The following is a 16,332-nucleotide window of genomic DNA, read 5'->3' on the forward strand; positions in this document are numbered from 1 at the left end:
GCCGTCGACGACGCGCCGACGCTGGGCGGGCTCGCCCTCGGCCAGGCGGTGACGGACAAGACGACGGTCCAGCCGTTCACCACGGCCACGATCGGGGACGTCGACAGCGCCAACGTCACGGTGACGGTGACGCTCGACACGGCGGCGAAGGGGAGCTTCACCACGCTCGCCGGGTTCACGAATGCGGGCGGGGGCGTCTACACCTTCACCGGTGCACCGGCGGCGGCACAGATCGCGCTGCGGGGGCTGGTGTTCACGCCCGCCGAGAACCGCGTCGCACCGGGCACGACGGAGACGACGACCTTCACCGTCGCCGTCGACGACGCGTCGACGACGACGCAGGGCACCGCAGGCGTGGTCTCGACCTCTGTCAACGACGCGCTCGCCGCGGGGAACTTCACCGTGCCCGTGCAGGGCGTGCTCGACACCGGCACGGTGACGCCCTTCGCCGACGTGACGATCGCCGATCCGGACACCGGCCAGCCGGTCACCGTGACCGTGACGCTGGATGCCGCCGCGAAGGGGAGCTTCGGCAATCTCGGCGGCTTCGTCCACGCCGGCAACGGCGTCTACACGCTGAATGCCGCGGACGCGGCGGCGGCGCAGGCGGCCTTGCGCGGGCTCGTCTTCGCGCCGACGGCGAACCGGGTGGCGCCGGGCCTCACCGAAACGACGACGTTCACCGTGTCCGTGTCCGACGGCGTCGCCCCGGCGGTGGTGAACGCGACGACGCGGGTGGAGGCGACGTCGGTGAACGACGCACCGACGGTCGTGGGCACCGTTCCCGGCCAGGTCGGCACGCCGAGCGAGCCGTTCGGGTTCAGGCTGCCGGCGGGCCTCTTCGCCGACCCCGACGTCGGGGACGCGGTGACCGTCACGGTGGAGGGCCTGCCCCCCGGGCTCGCCTTCGATCCGGCCACCGGCACGATCGGCGGCACGCCGACGACGCCGGGCGAGACCAGCTTCACGATCGTGGGCACCGACCGGCAGGGCGCGCGCACGACGATCGTCGTGCCGTTCTCCATCGGCACGCCGCCGGTGGTGACGGAGCCTCCGGTCCTCGTGTCCGCGCCGGAGCCGGTCCTGCCGCCGCCGCCGGCCCCGCTCCCGCCGCCGCCGGCGCCGGTTCCGTCGGTGCCGCCGGCCGCGCCGCCGGCGGAGGATTTCGGCGGCGTCGGTGGGGGGCTCCCGCCGGTCGGGCCGCCGACCGAGCCGATCGTGCTGCCGCCGGGCCTGCCCGAGCCGATCACGCCGCGGCCGAGCTTCTTCCTCGCACCGCCGGACGGCGGGCTCGGCTACGCGCCCGGCTTCGCCATCCGCGCCGAGCCGAGCGCCGGATCGTTCGTCGCCCGCTCCGGCGGCGGCGCGATCAGCTTCACGCTGCCGCCCGCGACCTTCGTGGTCGAGAACGCCGGCGTGCAGGTGCTCGTCGGCGCGACGCTGGCGGACGGCTCGCCGCTGCCGGTCTGGGTGGAGTTCGACCCGGCGACCGGCACCTTCACCATTGACGCGCCCCCCGGCTTCACCGGCGAGCTCGACGTGGTGATCACCGCGACGCTGCCCACGGGCGAGGCCGCCTCGACGACCGTCGAGATCGCGGTCGAGGCCGCGGAGGAGGCGCCTCCGGCCGGGCAGGGCCCCTCCGAGGGCGCCGTGCCGCAACAGGACGGAGCGCTCGAGCGCGACCCGGCGTTCCGGACGACAACCGCGGAGGTGCCCGGCGTCCAACCGCTCGTCGGCAAGCCGGGCTTCAGCGAGGTGGTGAAAGCCGCCAGCCGTGGCGCCTGGGCAACACGCGGCGAGCATCTTCTGGACAGCCTGATTGCGATCTTGCCTGCAGGGCAGCCTTCGGGCGACATGGCGGGAGATTCGCGCAACGGCAGGGAGGCAGCCTGAGTCGGCCATCCCGAGCGAATCGCGTAGCGTCCAGCCGGCAGCGTCGAAGTGAGGGGGATCGGCCCGGGTCGGGCCGTCCAGGGGGAAGCGCGTGCACATGGTCACCTCCCGTTCGTCCCGCGCCACGCGGAACCCGCGCCGTACCGGCGTGCTCGGTGCGGTCGGCGCGCTCGCGCTGTTCCTCGGGGGCTGCGCCATCACGCCCAACCCGCTCTCTCTCGAGGAGCAGATCGCGCAGGCCGCGCAGGACCGTGCGGTCATGTACGCGTCACAGGAGCCGATCTCCGGCCCGGTGGCGCTGGAGGAGGCGCTCGCCCGCGCCGTCAAGTACAATCTCGACCACCGCGTCGCGCTGATGCAGCGTGCGCTGGAGGACAAGGCGCTCGACGTCGCCACCGTCGACCTCCTGCCGGAGGTCGTGGGCCGCGCCGGCTACCGCACGCGCGACAACGTCCAGGCCTCGTCCTCGCGCTCGATCATCTCCGGACGCCAGTCGCTCGAGCCGTCGACGAGCACCGAGGAGGTGCTGCGCACGGCGGACCTGCAGGCCTCCTTCAGCACGCTCGACTTCGGCCTGAGCTACTATGGCGCCAAGGCGCAGGCGAACCGCATCCTCGCCGCCGAGCAGCAGCGCAGGCGCATCGTCATCGACATCGCCGACCAGGTCCGCGCCGCCTACTGGGAGGCCGTGACCGCCGAGCAGCTCCAGCCGCGCGTGGCGCAGGCCCTCGCCGAGGCGCGCCAGGCGCTCTCCTTCGCCCGCCAGGCCGAGGACGAGCGGCTGCTCCCGCCGCTCGAGACGCTGCAATTCCAGCGCGCGCTGCTCGAGATCGTCCAGCAGCTCGAGGTGGTGGAGAGCGAGCTCGCCATCGCCAAGGCGCAGCTCGCCGGGCTGATGAACCTGCCGCCGGGCACCCGCTTCACGCTCGCCCCGCCGCGCCGGGCGCTGCCGGCGCGCCTGCCCTACCGGCTCGACGACCTCGAGGCGGTGGCGATGGTCCAGCGCCCCGAGATCCAGGAGGAGCTCTACGTCGCGCGCAACGTCGTGCTCGAGACCCGCTCGGAGATCCTGCAGCTCCTGCCGGGCGCCTCGCTGTTCGGCGGCGTGAACTACGATTCGAACGACTTCCTCGTCAACAATTCCTGGGCCGACGCGGGCGTCTCCGTCACCTGGAACCTGCTGCGGCTCGTTGCCGTGCCCTCGATCCTCGCCGAGGGCGAGGCCCGCCAGGAGCTCGCCGAGACGCGCAGGCTGGCGCTGCGCATGGCGATCCTCACCCAGGTGAACCTCGCCTACCGCCGCTACCAGCGTGCGCAGCGTCTCTACGACCGCTCGGCCTCGATCGAGCGCGTCGAGCAGCGCATCGCCCAGGCGACGCGCGCCGCCGCGGAAGAGGACGCCTCGAACCTGCTCGAGCGCGTGCGTGCCCAGGCCGCATCGGTGCTCGCCACCCGCGCCCGCAACCGGGCCTTCGCCGAGGTTCAGAACGCGCTCGGATCGGTGTATGCTGCCGCCGGCATCGATCCGCTTCCCACGTCGGTGGAGGACGGCGACCTCGACACGCTCGCCGCGGCCATCGCCGCGATGGCGGCTCGGGTCGACGCCGGGCGGATCGAGCTGCCCACCGTGCCGCCGGCGCAGACCGTGCCGGTCGCGGCGAACGCGCCGGCCGCGGTCTACGCGGCCATGCCCCCGGCGCGCCCCGCGGTGGAGTGACCGGGGGAGGCATCGAGGAGGTTCGCATGCGCGTCATCCGCCGGCCGCTCGTGTCGCTCCCGCTCGCGGCGGCGCTCGGCCTCCTCGCCATCGGCTCTCTCGGCGTCCCGGGCTCCCCGGTCGCCGGGCCGGCGGCCGCGCAGGACCTCTATTCCCCGCCTCCCCTCGTCGCGCCGGACGGCTCCGCGGCCGGCGTCGCCGCGGGCGGACGGGGCGGGAGCGGTGTCGAGACCGAGATCCGCGCGCAGATCTCGCCGCGGCGCCACACCGTGCTCTCCACCGAGATCCCCGGCAAGATCGTCACGCTCGGGCTGCGGGAGGGCGAGGCCTTCGCCGAGGGCGACCTCCTCGCCGCCATCGACTGTGCCGCCCACGAGGCCCGGCGCGACCGCGCCGCCGCGCAGGAGGAGGCCGCCCGCAGGCGCCTCGAGACCGCCGGGCGACTCGACCGGCTCTCCTCAATCAGCCGCCTCGAGGTCGACGAGGCCCGCTCCGCGCTGGCCGCCGCGCAGGCCGAGACGGCGCTGGCGCAGGTCTTCGTCGCCCGCTGCGAGATCCGCGCGCCCTTCGACGGCCGCGTGGTCGAGCGGCGCGCACAGGAGCATCAATACGTCGGCGAAGGCGCCGAGCTCCTCGCCATCCTCGACGACGGGGCGCTCGAGGCGGAGATGCTCGTCCCCTCGCGCTGGCTGCGCTGGCTCGCGCCGGGCCAGCGCTTCGTGCTGGCCGTCGACGAGCTCGGCCTGACCATCGACGCCGAGGTCGCCCGGATCGGCGCGCGCGTCGATCCCGTCAGCCAGTCGGTCAAGGTCTTCGGCCGCATCCCCCAGGGTACGCCCGGCCTCGTCGCCGGCATGAGCGGCGTCGCCCGGCTCGCGCCGCCCGACGGATGAACCCGCCGCCCGATCGCCGCCTCGTCGCGCTCTCGGCGCTGCTCGAGGTCGAGAAGCGCGCCCGTGCCGCCACCAGCGCGGAAGCGCTCGGCTTCGTCCTCGTCAACGACACGCATCTCGTCGTGCCCTACCGGCAGGCCGCGCTGCTGCGCGCCGACAGCGGCCGCATCGAGGCGCTGTCGGGCCTCGCCACGCCGGACCCGGACGCCCCCTTCACCCGCCGGCTCGCCGCGCTGATGAAGCGCGTCGCCGCGCGCACCGACGCCGCCGCGGGGCCGCGCGCCGTCGACCTGCCGTCGCTCCCCGAAGAGGCGGGCGAGAAGCCGGACGCCGAGACGAAGACCTTCCTGGCGACGCATCTCCCCGCCCGGCTCGCCCTGGTTCCCCTCGCACGCGGCGGCGAGGTCCGCGCGCTGCTGCTGCTCGCCCGCGAGGAACCCTTCGGGCCGGCGGAGCTCCAGGTGCTCGGCCACCTCGCCGACGCCTATGCGCATGCCTGGGCCGCGCTCGTCGGCGCGCGCGGGCGACGCGGCCGCGTCCGCCGGCGCGGTCTCGCGGCGGCTCTCGCCGCGCTCGCCGCGCTCGCGATCCTGGCGCTGCCGGTGCGCCAGTCGGTCCTGGCGCCGGCGGAGGTCGTCGCCGAGGACGCCGCCCTCGTCACCGCCCCCGTGGACGGCGTGGTCGAGACGGTGCACGTCGACCCGAACGCGGCCGTCGCCGCGGGCGACCTCCTCGTGACGCTCGACGGGCGCGAGCTGTCCGCGCGGCTCGAGATCGCCCGCCAGGCGCTCGCCGTGGCCGAGGCCGAGCTGCGCCAGGCGCGCCAGCAGGCGGTGTTCGACGACCGCTCGCGGGCGCGCATCGCCATCCTGGAGGGGCGCCGCGAGCAGAACGCCGCCGAGGTCGCCTTCGTCGAGGAGACGCTCGCGCGCATCCGCATATCCGCCCCGCGGGACGGCATCGCGGTCTTCGACGACGCCTCCGACTGGGAGGGGCGGCCCGTCGCGCTCGGCGAGCGCATCATGCAGGTGGCGGATCCCGGCAGGCGGGCGCTCGAGATCCACCTCGCGGTCGCCGACGCGATCGTGCTCGAGCCCGGGGCCGAGGTGCGCCTCTTCCTCAACATCGACCCCGCCGACCCGCTCCCCGCCACCCTCCTGCGCGCCGGCTACCGCGCCACGCCGACGCCGGACGGCGTCATGGCCTACCGGCTGCGCGCCGGCTTCGACGCCGACGACCCGCGCCTGCGCATCGGGCTGCGGGGCACGGCGAAGCTCTACGGCGAGCGCACGATCCTCGCCCTCTACCTGCTGCGCCGGCCGATCGCCGCCGCGCGGCTGTGGCTCGGGCTGTGAGCGGGACGCTCGCTCTCGGGGGCGCGCCGCGGCCCGCAGGCGCGGCCACGCCGGCGCTCTCTCCCGCGCTTTCTCCCGCGCCCGCGCTCCCTCCGCTGCGCGAGGAGATCGTGCTGCACGAAGGTCCGCCCGGCCGCGACGGCGCGCCGACCTGGACGCTGGAGGACCCCGCCCGCGCCCGCTACTTCCGCATCGGCTGGGCGGAGGTCGAGATGCTGGCGCGCTGGGACGCGGGCGATCCGGCCGCCGTCGCCGCGTCCGTCTCGCTGGCGACGACGCTCGCCGTCGCACAAGCCGACGTCGAGGGCTTCGCGCGCTTCCTCGCCGGCGCGAACCTCGTCCAGGCGCGCGGGCCCGACGCCAACGCGCGGCTGCTCGAGCAGAAGCGCGCGGGAAAGACGGGCCCGCTGATGGCGGCCCTGAAGAACTATCTCTTCATCCGGATCCCGCTCGTGCGGCCGGACGCCTTCCTCGGCGCGACGCTGCCGCTGGCGCGCCCGTTCTTCGGCGGGGTGTTCCGCTGGCTCACGATCGGCGCGGGCGTTCTCGGCGTGGCGCTCGCGCTGCGCCAGTGGGACGCCTTCGTCACCACCTTCCTCTACCTGTTCTCCTGGCAGGGCGCGCTGGCCATCGGCGTCGCGCTCGTCGCCGCGAAGCTGCTGCACGAGCTCGGCCACGCCTACGCGGCCAAGCGCGCCGGGCTGCCCGTGCCGACCATGGGCGTCGCGCTCATGGTGCTCTACCCCGTCCTCTACACCGACACGACGGCGGGCTGGCGGCTGACGGACCGGCGCGCGCGCCTGCGGATCGGCTATGCCGGCATGGCGATCGAGCTCGCGCTCGCCTCCTGGATGACCCTCGCCTGGAGCTTCCTGCCGGACGGGCCGGTGCGCTCGGCCGCCTTCGTGCTCGCGACGACGACGTGGATCATGACGCTGGCCGTCAACCTCAACCCGTTCATGCGCTTCGACGGGTACTTCCTGCTCTCCGACCTGATCGACGCGCCGAACCTCCAGGACCGCGCCTTCCGCCATGCGCGCTGGCGCCTGCGCGAGGCGCTGTTCGGCTTCGGCGAGCCGCCGCCGGAGCCGCTGTCGCGCCGGCGCGGGCGTCTCTTCGTCGGCTATGCGGTCTGCACCTGGCTGTACCGCTTCTTCCTGTTCCTGGGCATCGCGCTCCTCGTCTACCACCTCTTCTTCAAGCTGCTCGGCATCCTGCTGATGGTCGTCGAGCTCGCCTGGTTCATCGGCCGCCCGATCGCGCTCGAGGTCGCGGAGTGGGCGAAGCGGCGGGAGGCCTACCGCCTCAACCGCCACACGGCGGCGACGGGCCTCGTCGCCGCCGGGCTCGTCGTCCTCGCGATCGTGCCGTGGTCGAGCGCGGTGCACGCGCCGGCGCTGTTCGAGGCCGAGGAGCGCGTGCAGGTCCACGTGCCCGTCGGCGCGCGGCTCGACGTCGCCGCGGTCGCGCACGGCGCGACGGTGGCGCGGGGCGACCCGCTCTTCGCCTTCGTCTCGCCGGAGATGGACTACCGCCTCGCGGAGGTCGAGCGCCGCATCGCGGTGCTGCGCTGGCGCGCGTCGGTCGAGATCGGGGCGGGGGTCGAGGGCGCGAGCCGGGAGGTGATCTTCTCCGAGCTCGAGGGCGCCGTCGCCGAGCGCGCGGCGCTGCGGCGCCTCGCCGAGCGCCTCGCGGTGGTCGCCCCGATCGAGGGGCGCATCGTCGAGCTCGCGGAGGAGGCGCGCCCGGGCACCTGGATGCCGGAGGGCGCCTGGCTGGCGACGATCGCGGCGCCGGGCTCGGGCGAGGTCGCCGCCTACCTCGGCGAGGCCGATCTCGCGCGCGTCGCGACGGGCGCGCAGGCGACCTTCCACGCAGACGCGCCGGGCCGCCCCCCCGTGCCGCTCGTCGTCGCCCGCATCTCCGAGACCGCGACGCGCCGCCTCGACGCCGCGCCCGAGCTCGCCTCCGACCACGGCGGCGGCATCGCCGCGAACCTGCGCGACGGCGCGCTCGTGCCCCACGAGGCGGTCTACCGCGTCGTTCTGCGGCCGGTCGGAGGCGGCGCGCCGGAGCTGGCGCTGCGCGGTACCGTGCGGCTCGACGGCGAGGCGGAGAGCTTCGTCGTGCGCGCCTGGCGCGCCGCGGTGGCGGTGCTGGTGCGCGAGAGCGGGTTCTGAGCCGCGCCGCGTCTCACAGCACGCCGAGCACCAGGAGCAGGACGAGCGTCAGCACGAGCGAGACGGCGATCGAGCCGAGGCAGCCGAGACGGCTCGAGAAGAAGACGAACATGGGCGACCTCCGAGCGGCTCGAACGGTCGCGGCGGCGCCCGCGTTCCCGCGGTTCCGCTCAGCCGAGCGCGTCGAGGGCGGCGAGGTCGACGTTGGCGCCGCACAGGAGCACGCCCACCCGCTCGCCCGGCGCCGCCCGATAGGCGCCCGACATCAGCGCCGCCAGCGCCGCGGCGCCGCCGGGCTCGGTGGCGATGCGGAAGTCGCGCCACAGGAGGCGCTGCGCCGCCACGATCGCCTCGTCGTCGACCAGCGCCACGTGGTCGACGGTGGCGAGCGCGATCTCGGTGACGATGCGGCCGGCGGAGCGCGCGCCGAGGGAATCTGCGGCGATCGAGTTCACCTCGACGTCGACGGGCTCTCCCGCCTCCAGCGCCGCGAACAGCGCACACGACCCGTTCGGCTCGACGCCCACCACCTTCACGCGCCCGCCGAACCAGGCGCCGATGCCGGCGACGAGCCCGCCGCCGCCCACCGCGACGAGGACCGTGTCGAGGCCGCCGGCGGCGTCCTCCTCCCACTCGAGCGCGACCGTGCCCTGGCCGGCGATGGTCGCCTCGGCGTCGTAGGCGTGGATCGAGAGCGCGCCGGTGGCGGCGATGTGCATGCCGCAGGAGAACAGCGCATCGGCGTAGCGCGGCCCGCCGATGCGCACGTCCGCGCCCATCCGGCGCACCACGTCGACCTTGGCGCGGGGCGAGATCTCCGGGACGAAGATCGTGGCCGCGTGGCCGAGCTCGCGGGCGGCATAGGCGACGGCGGCGCCGTGGTTGCCGCCGGACGCCGCCGCGACCCCGGCCTCCGGTACCTCCTCCGTCAGGAGATTGTTGAAGGCGCCGCGCGTCTTGAACGAGCCCGCGTGCTGGAGGAACTCGAGCTTGAGGGAGACCAGCCCCTCGTGCCCGAAGGCGTTCTCCAGCCGCCAGGTCGGCGTGCGGCGCACGTGGGGCGCGATGCGGCGGTGGGCGTCCTGGATGTCTCGGGGCGTGACGGGAAGCGGGCTCGCGGGGGCGGTCATCGGTGTCTCCGTGTCTGCCCCCTTCCTAGTCCGCCCCGGCGCGCCGCGCCAGGACGGGCCCGCCCGACCGGATTGGGCGAAACCGCGAGGCCCGCGCCATCAGGCCCAGATCGCGACGGCGAGCCCGTGCGCGTCGCGCTCCGGCGGATCGGGGAACGGCCGCGCGGTTCCCGCAGAAAGGCGCCGGGCCACGACGAGGCAGGCGAGCGCGTCGATCAGGTCGTCGGGACCCGCGCCGCGCGGGCGCTCGGCCGCGATCAGCGCGGGCGCGACGCCGGCGGCGCGGAGCAGCGCGCGGCGGGCGTCGAGGCCGGGCGGATGCGGGCGGCCGCGCACCTTCTTGGGCGTGTCGAGAGCCTGCTCGCCGTTCATGCGCCAGAAGGCGACCTCCGGATGGCTCTCGAACACGCGCGCCGCGTCCGCCGGCCGGGCGCGCAGGAGGACGTCGATCTCCCGCACCTTCGGGAAGAGCATGAAGCCCTGCTTGGAGACCTTGCGCGGCGGCGTCGAGGTCGCGAGCGCGGCGGCGCAGGCCTCCGCGAAGCCGTCGGCGTGGACCGCCGCGCGTGCGGGCATCGAGAACACGCTCGACTGGCGCGCGCCCAGCAGCGGTCGCACCGCCTGCTCCGCCGCCCGGCCGGGGCCGACGATGCGCTCGGGCAGGCCGATCGGCATGTCGACGGCGACGATCCGCGGCGCCTCGGGCGCGTCGAGGATCGCGGCGAGGTCCGGCGCCCCGCGCAGGCGCGGCGGCTCGGCGTCGTCGATGCGCGCGAAGGCGACGACCCAGCCGCCGCGGCAGCCGTCCGCACCGGCGATCCAGGGGGAGGAGGAGGGCGATGGAGGAGACGTCATGCGAGGACCTCGATCAGCGGCGCCGGCCGCCCGTCGTGGCCACCATAGACCCCTCCGGCCGCAGGCCACAGAAGCGGGGCGTCGTCGCGCCCGACTCCACGGCCATGCTTGGTCGGATCGTCGACAACCGCTAGGATGCCGCCATGACGTCCGAAACGACATCCGATATCCGGCAGGAGCCGCTCGCCGGCTCCGATGCCGCCGCGCCGCCGCTCGCGGAGCTCGCGACGCATGCGGTGACGAACCAGCCGCCGCCCTTCGGGCCGCGCGACCTCTTCGCCTCGGACCCGGCCTTCCGCGACGCGGCCCTGCGGGCGACGGGCGCCTGGGCCGAGCCCGCGCTCGCCGCGCTGGGCCGCGCCGCCGGCTCGGACGCGGTGCGCGAGGCGGGCGTGCTGGCGAACCGCCATCCGCCCGAGCTCGTGACCTTCGATCGCTACGGCCGGCGCCTCGACGAGGTGCGCTTCCATCCGAGCTACCACGCGCTGATGCGCCTCGCGATGGAGCACCGCATCCACGACGTCGCCTGGGCGCGGGCGGCGGCCGGCGAGGGCGGCGGGCACGCGCTGCACGCGGCGCTGCTCGCGCTGTTCACCCAGGCCGAGGCCGGCGTGATGTGCCCGATCTCGATGACCTATGCGAGCGTTCCGGCGCTGCGGCGCCAGCCGGAGGTCGCGCAGGCCTGGCTCGACCGGCTGATCGGCGGGCGCTACGACCCCGTCCTGCGCCCCGCGTCCGAGAAGGCGGGCGTGACGCTGGGCATGGCGATGACGGAGAAGCAGGGCGGCTCGGACGTGCGGGCGAACGCCACGCGGGCCGAGCCCGCGGGTGCGGGCGGGCCCAGCGCGGACTACCGGCTCACGGGGCACAAGTGGTTCTGCTCGGCGCCGATGTCGGACGCCTTCCTGACGCTCGCAGTCGCGCCCGGCGGGCTATCCTGCCTTCTCGTCCCGCGCGTCCTGCCGGACGGCACGCGCAACGCGATCCACGTGATGCGCCTCAAGGACAAGCTCGGGAACCGCTCCAACGCATCCTCCGAGATCGAGTATCACGGCGCGCACGCAGTCCTGATCGGCGCGGAGGGCGAGGGCGTGCGCACCATCATCGAGATGGTGCACGGCACCCGGCTCGACACGGTCTTCGGGTCGCTCGGGATCATGCGCGCGGCGCTGGCGCAGGCGCACCACCACGTCCGTCACCGCCGCGCCTTCCAGCGCACGCTGATCGACCAGCCGGCGATGCGGGGCGTGATCGCCGACCTGCAGCTCGACTACGAGGCCGCCGCCGCCCTCGCCTTCCGCGTCGCGCAGGCCTTCGATGCGAGCGGCGAGAGCGAGCGCGCCTTCGCCCGGCTCGGCGTCGCCCTCGCCAAGTACCAGCTCAACAAGCGGGCACCGGGCTTCGTGGCCGAGTGCCTCGAATGCCTCGGCGGCGGCGGCTACGTCGAGGAGAGCGACCTGCCGCGGCTCTACCGGGAGGCGCCGCTCAACGGCATCTGGGAGGGATCGGGCAACGTCATCGCGCTCGACGTGCTGCGCACCCTGGCCCGCGCACCCGACGCCATGGCGGCGCTGGAGACCGAGCTCGCGGCCGCGACCGGCGCGGACCGGCGCCTCGACGCGGCGATCCGCGCGCTTCCCGGGGAGCTGCGCGCCGCCGCTGACGACGAGGGCGCGGCGCGCCGCACGTGCGAGCGTATCGCCCTGACGCTGCAGGGGGCGCTCCTCGTTCGCCACGCCCCGCCCGCAACCGCGGACGCGTTCTGCGCCGCGCGGCTCGCGGGCGACGGCGGCAGGGCCTACGGCACGCTGCCGGGCGCGACGGACATCGCGGCCGTCGCGGCCCGGGTCACCGACGGCGACGCTTGATCTGACGCATTGACCCGGCCGCCCCCGGCGGGCAGCCTCCGGCGGAGAATTCCACAGGAGGTTCATGCGGATGGAGGCTCACGTCGGCATCCCCTACCTGCGCGAGGTGATCGTCTTCCTCATCGCCGCGGGCGTGATGGTGCCGCTCTTTCACCGCATGCGCGTCTCGCCCGTGCTCGGCTACCTCGTGGTCGGCGGCGTCATCGGGCCGTTCGGGCTGGGCCTCCTCGTGGCGGACTTCCCGGTGCTGCGCTGGGCCGTCATCGACGACCTCGAGGGCGTGCAGGCGCTCGCCGAGCTCGGGGTGATCTTCCTCCTCTTCGTCATCGGCCTGGAATTGTCGCTCGAGCGGCTGTGGGCGATGCGCCGGCTCGTGTTCGGGCTCGGCTCCGCGCAGATCCTGATCACCGGGACGATCATCGGCGTGATCGCCTGGGAGTTCGGCAACTCGATCCCGGCCTCCATCGTGCTCGGCGCCTGCCTGGCGCTGTCCTCGACCGCCATCGTCATGCAACTCCTGATGCAGCGGCGCCGGCTCGGCACGCCGCTCGGGCGCTCGTCCTTCTCGATCCTTCTGATGCAGGACCTCGCGGTCGTCCCGATCCTGTTCGTGGTGGGCGTGCTCGGGGCGAAGGTCGAGGGCAACCTCGGGGTCGATCTGGCGCTGGCGCTCGGCAAGGCGGCGCTGACCATCGGCGGCATCTACGCCGTCGGCCGCCTCGTGCTGCGCCCGGCCCTGCGCATCGCCGCGCAGACCCGCAGTCCCGAGATGTTCATGGCGGCGATCCTGCTCACCGTCATCGGCATCTCCGCCATCACCGGCGCCGCCGGCCTGTCGATGGCGCTCGGCGCCTTCCTCGCCGGGCTGCTGATCGCCGAGACGGAGTTCCGGCACGAGGTCGAGGTCGATATCGAGCCGTTCAAGGGGCTGATGCTGGGGCTGTTCTTCATGTCCGTGGGCATGGGGATCGACTGGCGGGTGATCGTCGAGGCGCCGTTCTGGATCTTCGCCTCCGTGGTGGGGCTCTTCGCGCTGAAGAGCCTCGTCACGGCGGGGCTGTGCGTCGCCTTCGGCCTGGGGCGCGCGACCGCGATCGAGGCGGGGCTCCTGCTCGGCCAGGGCGGCGAGTTCGCCTTCATCGTGGTGGGCCTCGCCATGAGCCTGGGCCTGATCCCGCCCGGCGTCGGGCAGTTCATGCTCATCGTCGCGGGCCTCACCATGCTGGTGACGCCGCTCGTCGCGCACGCCGCCGAGCGGCTCGCCGCGCGCATGGCGGGCGCGGACGGCACGGCCGAGCACGCGCTCGAGAGCATGGCCGAGGTCGAGGGCCACGTCGTGCTCGCCGGCTTCGGCCGCGTCGGGCGTACCCTCGTCGAGACCCTGCAGGCGGAGGCGATCCCCTTCGTCGCCATCGACGCCGACCCGAACGGTGTCGCGGCCGCGCGCAAGGAGGGGCTGCCGGTCTAGTTCGGCGACGCCTCCCGCCTCGATCTCCTCACCCGCGCCCACATCGCCGAGGCGAGCGCCGTCGTGCTCACGATGGACAACCCGAACGCGGCCGAGGCGATCGCCCGCGCCATCCGCCAGGCTTGGCCGATGATCCCGATCTATGCCCGTGCGCGCGACCGCGCGCATGCGCACCGGCTGATCGAGGCGGGCGCGACCGTCGCGGTGCCGGAAGCCTTCGAGGCGAGCCTCCAGCTCGCCGGGCGCGTGCTGGAGGGCTTCGGCGTCGGCGAGGAGGTGGTGCGCCGCCGCCTCGACCATCAGCGGGGGCTGGAGAGCCTGGAGCCGGGACGCTAGATGCCGAGGACGCATGGCATCCGCGCACTGGCCGAGCTGGCCGCCTGAGGCTCAGCGCCGGTCACGCTCCCGGGCGCGGCGGAGCGCCTCGGCGAGGGCGCCCCCTGCCGGCGCGCCGCGCTCGGCGGGAGGCTTCCCGCGCGTGTCGTCGCGCCGCTCCCCGCGCGGCGCCTCGCCCCGTCCGCCCCCGGCCTTCTGGGCCGGGCGCCGCTCCTGGCCGGGCTCGTCGGAGAGGCGCATGGAGAGGCCGATGCGCTTTCGCGGCACGTCGACCTCCATCACCTTGACCTTCACCACGTCCCCGGGCTTCGCCACGGCGCGCGGGTCCTTCACGAAGCTCGTCGACATGGCCGAGACGTGGACGAGCCCGTCCTGGTGGACCCCGATGTCGACGAAGGCGCCGAAGGCGGCGACGTTGGTGACGACGCCCTCCAGCACCATGCCGGGCCGCAGGTCGGAGATCTTCTCGACGCCCTCGGCGAAGCTCGCGGTCTTGAAGGCCGGGCGCGGGTCGCGGCCGGGCTTCTCCAGCTCGGCGATGATGTCGGAGACGGTCGGCACGCCGAAGGTCTCGTCGGTGAAGCGCCGCGGGTCGAGCGCGCGCAGCGTCTTCGTGTCGCCGATGATGCGCACGACGTCGGCCTCGGTGAACTCCAGGATGCGCCGCACGACCGGATAGGCCTCCGGGTGGACACCGGAGCGGTCGAGCGGGTCCGCGCCGTCCTGGATGCGCAGGAAGCCGGCGGCGAGCTGGAAGGTCTTGGGCCCGAGGCCGGGCACCTTCATCAGCTCCTTGCGGGTGCGGAACGGCCCGGCCTCGTCGCGGCGCGCGACGATCGCCTTGGCGACGCCCTCGCCGAGCCCGGAGACCCGCGCGAGCAGCGGCGCGGACGCCGTGTTCACCTCGACGCCGACCGCGTTCACGCAGTCCTCGACCACGGCGTCGAGGGCGCGGGAGAGGGCGTGCTCGGCGAGATCGTGCTGGTATTGTCCGACGCCGATGGACTTCGGGTCGATCTTGACGAGCTCCGCCAGCGGGTCCTGCAGGCGCCGGGCGATCGAGACCGCGCCGCGCAGCGACACGTCGAGATCGGGCAATTCCTTGGAGGCGAAGGCGGAGGCCGAATAGACGGAGGCGCCCGCCTCCGAGACCATCACCTTCGTCGCCTTGCGGTCGGTGAGCCGCGCCACGAGCTCGCCGGCGAGCTTGTCGGTCTCGCGCGAGGCGGTGCCGTTGCCGATGGCGATCAGCTCGACGTCGTGGCGGCGAACCAGCGCTTCCAAGGCGTGGAGCGCCGCGTCCCAGCGCCGCTGCGGCTCGTGCGGGTAGATCGTGTCGGTGGCGACCACCTTGCCGGTGGCATCGACCACCGCGACCTTGACGCCCGTGCGAAAGCCGGGGTCGAGCCCCATCGTCGCCCGCGCGCCGGCGGGCGCGGCGAGCAGCAGGTCGCGCAGGTTCGCCGCGAAGACGCGAATGCTCTCCTCCTCCGCCTTCGCCCAGAGCCGGGCACGGGCGTCGAGCGCGACCGAGAGGGAGATCTTGGTGCGCCAGGCGAAGCCGGCTGCGCGCCCGAGCCAGGCGTCTCCCGGGCGTCCGCGATCGGCGAGACGGAAGTGGGCGCGGATCTTGGCGGGGTAGGCGTCCTTCGCCGTGTCGGGGGCGTTCTCCGGGATCTCGGTGAGGGAGACCGAGAGCACCTCCTCCTTCTCGGCGCGGAAGATCGCCAGGATGCGGTGGGCCGGCAGGTCGGCGATCTTTCCGGAATAGCCGAAGTAGTCCGAGAACTTGGCGCCCGCCTGCTCCTTGCCCTCCCGGACGGTGGCGACGAGGCGCGCCTCGCGCCAGAAATCCTCGCGCAGGCGCCCGATCAGGTCCGCGTCCTCGGCGAACCGCTCGACCAGGATGTGGCGCGCGCCCTCGAGCGCGGCGTCGACATCGGCGACACCTTTCCCGGCGTCGACGAAGGCGCGGGCCTGGTCCTCCGGCGCGCGCTCGGGAGACGCCATCAGCGCCTCGGCCAGCGGGCCGAGCCCAGCCTCGCGGGCGATCTGCGCCTTGGTGCGGCGCTTCGTCTTGTAGGGGAGGTAGAGATCCTCGAGCCGTGCCTTGGTGTCCGCCGCGGCGATGGCGGCGGCGAGCGCGTCGGTGAGCTTGCCCTGCTCGGCGATGGCGGCGCGAATCGCGGCACGCCGATCCTCCAGCTCGCGGAGGTAGCCCAGGCGCTCCTCCAGCGTGCGCAGCTGCGCATCGTCGAGGCCGCCGGTCGCCTCCTTGCGGTAGCGCGCGACGAAGGGAACGGTCGCGCCCTCGTCGAGGAGCGTCACCGCGGCGGCGACCTGCGCGTCCGCCACGCCGAGCTCGGCGGCGATGCCGCGGATGATGGTGCGGGCGGTGTCGCCCGCGTTTGTCTTCGTCATGGCGCCTTCACCGAATCGCGTGATCGGAAAGGCGCAGGTGTAGCGCGCCCGCGGCGGCCGGCAAACCGCGCGCCGGACCGCCGCGGGCGGGCCGCGTCAGCGGCGGCGCCGCCTCAGGAAGCGGAACGCCTCGCGCAGCAGGAACGCGCGTCGGATGAAGCGGAACATGGCTCGGTCTCCCGTCTGGTGTGGTCGCGGGAGAACGCGCGCCGG

At 74.5% G+C, this 16,332-nt stretch carries 9 protein-coding genes and 1 pseudogene; 7 read left to right on the top strand and 3 right to left on the bottom strand.

The window, feature by feature from the left end:
• From G407_RS27140 to G407_RS0111060, 5 genes are all read left to right on the top strand, one after another.
• The coding region (locus G407_RS27140; protein WP_043539570.1) for a putative Ig domain-containing protein at window positions 1–1,896 on the top strand (1,896 nt) is incomplete at its 5' end.
• Window positions 1,897–1,993: 97 nt separating this feature from the next.
• The gene (locus G407_RS27145; protein WP_052341242.1) at window positions 1,994–3,613 is read left to right on the top strand and encodes a TolC family protein; all 1,620 of its coding nucleotides are present in this window, start codon (window positions 1,994–1,996) and stop codon (window positions 3,611–3,613) included.
• A 26-nt stretch (window positions 3,614–3,639) separates the two neighbouring features.
• Complete coding sequence (locus tag G407_RS0111050; RefSeq protein WP_052341243.1) at window positions 3,640–4,506, top strand: efflux RND transporter periplasmic adaptor subunit; 867 nt, start codon at window positions 3,640–3,642, stop codon at window positions 4,504–4,506.
• Window positions 4,503–5,861: an efflux RND transporter periplasmic adaptor subunit gene (locus tag G407_RS0111055; RefSeq protein WP_029030846.1), complete on the top strand. Its 1,359-nt coding sequence runs from the start codon at window positions 4,503–4,505 to the stop codon at window positions 5,859–5,861. Before G407_RS0111050 ends, G407_RS0111055 begins: the two co-directional genes overlap by 4 nt.
• 110 nt (window positions 5,862–5,971) lie before the next feature.
• Window positions 5,972–8,041 carry an HlyD family efflux transporter periplasmic adaptor subunit gene (locus G407_RS0111060; protein WP_210163105.1) on the top strand — a complete coding sequence of 690 codons (2,070 nt, stop codon included), beginning with the start codon at window positions 5,972–5,974 and terminating at the stop codon, window positions 8,039–8,041.
• 170 nt (window positions 8,042–8,211) lie between these two features.
• On the opposite strand, the gene G407_RS0111070 is transcribed toward G407_RS0111060, so the two are convergent.
• The gene (locus tag G407_RS0111070; protein WP_043539572.1) at window positions 8,212–9,171 is read right to left on the bottom strand and encodes a threonine/serine dehydratase; all 960 of its coding nucleotides are present in this window, start codon (window positions 9,169–9,171) and stop codon (window positions 8,212–8,214) included.
• A gap of 99 nt (window positions 9,172–9,270) precedes the next feature.
• Window positions 9,271–10,026 carry a DUF429 domain-containing protein gene (locus G407_RS0111075; RefSeq protein ID WP_029030849.1) on the bottom strand — a complete coding sequence of 252 codons (756 nt, stop codon included), beginning with the start codon at window positions 10,024–10,026 and terminating at the stop codon, window positions 9,271–9,273.
• Window positions 10,027–10,169: 143 nt separating this feature from the next.
• On the opposite strand from G407_RS0111075, the gene G407_RS0111080 reads away from it, so the two are divergent.
• Complete coding sequence (locus G407_RS0111080) at window positions 10,170–11,894, top strand: isovaleryl-CoA dehydrogenase (protein ID WP_084327466.1); 1,725 nt, start codon at window positions 10,170–10,172, stop codon at window positions 11,892–11,894.
• Between the two features lie 70 nt (window positions 11,895–11,964).
• Window positions 11,965–13,698 (top strand): annotated as a pseudogene (locus G407_RS27150) (monovalent cation:proton antiporter-2 (CPA2) family protein).
• Between the two features lie 51 nt (window positions 13,699–13,749).
• On the opposite strand, the gene G407_RS0111090 reads toward G407_RS27150, so the two are convergent.
• Complete coding sequence (locus G407_RS0111090; protein WP_029030851.1) at window positions 13,750–16,119, bottom strand: Tex family protein; 2,370 nt, start codon at window positions 16,117–16,119, stop codon at window positions 13,750–13,752.
• Window positions 16,120–16,332 lie beyond the last annotated feature (213 nt).

Origin of the sequence: Salinarimonas rosea DSM 21201 (assembly GCF_000429045.1) — a bacterium.
GTDB lineage: Bacteria > Pseudomonadota > Alphaproteobacteria > Rhizobiales > Beijerinckiaceae > Salinarimonas > Salinarimonas rosea.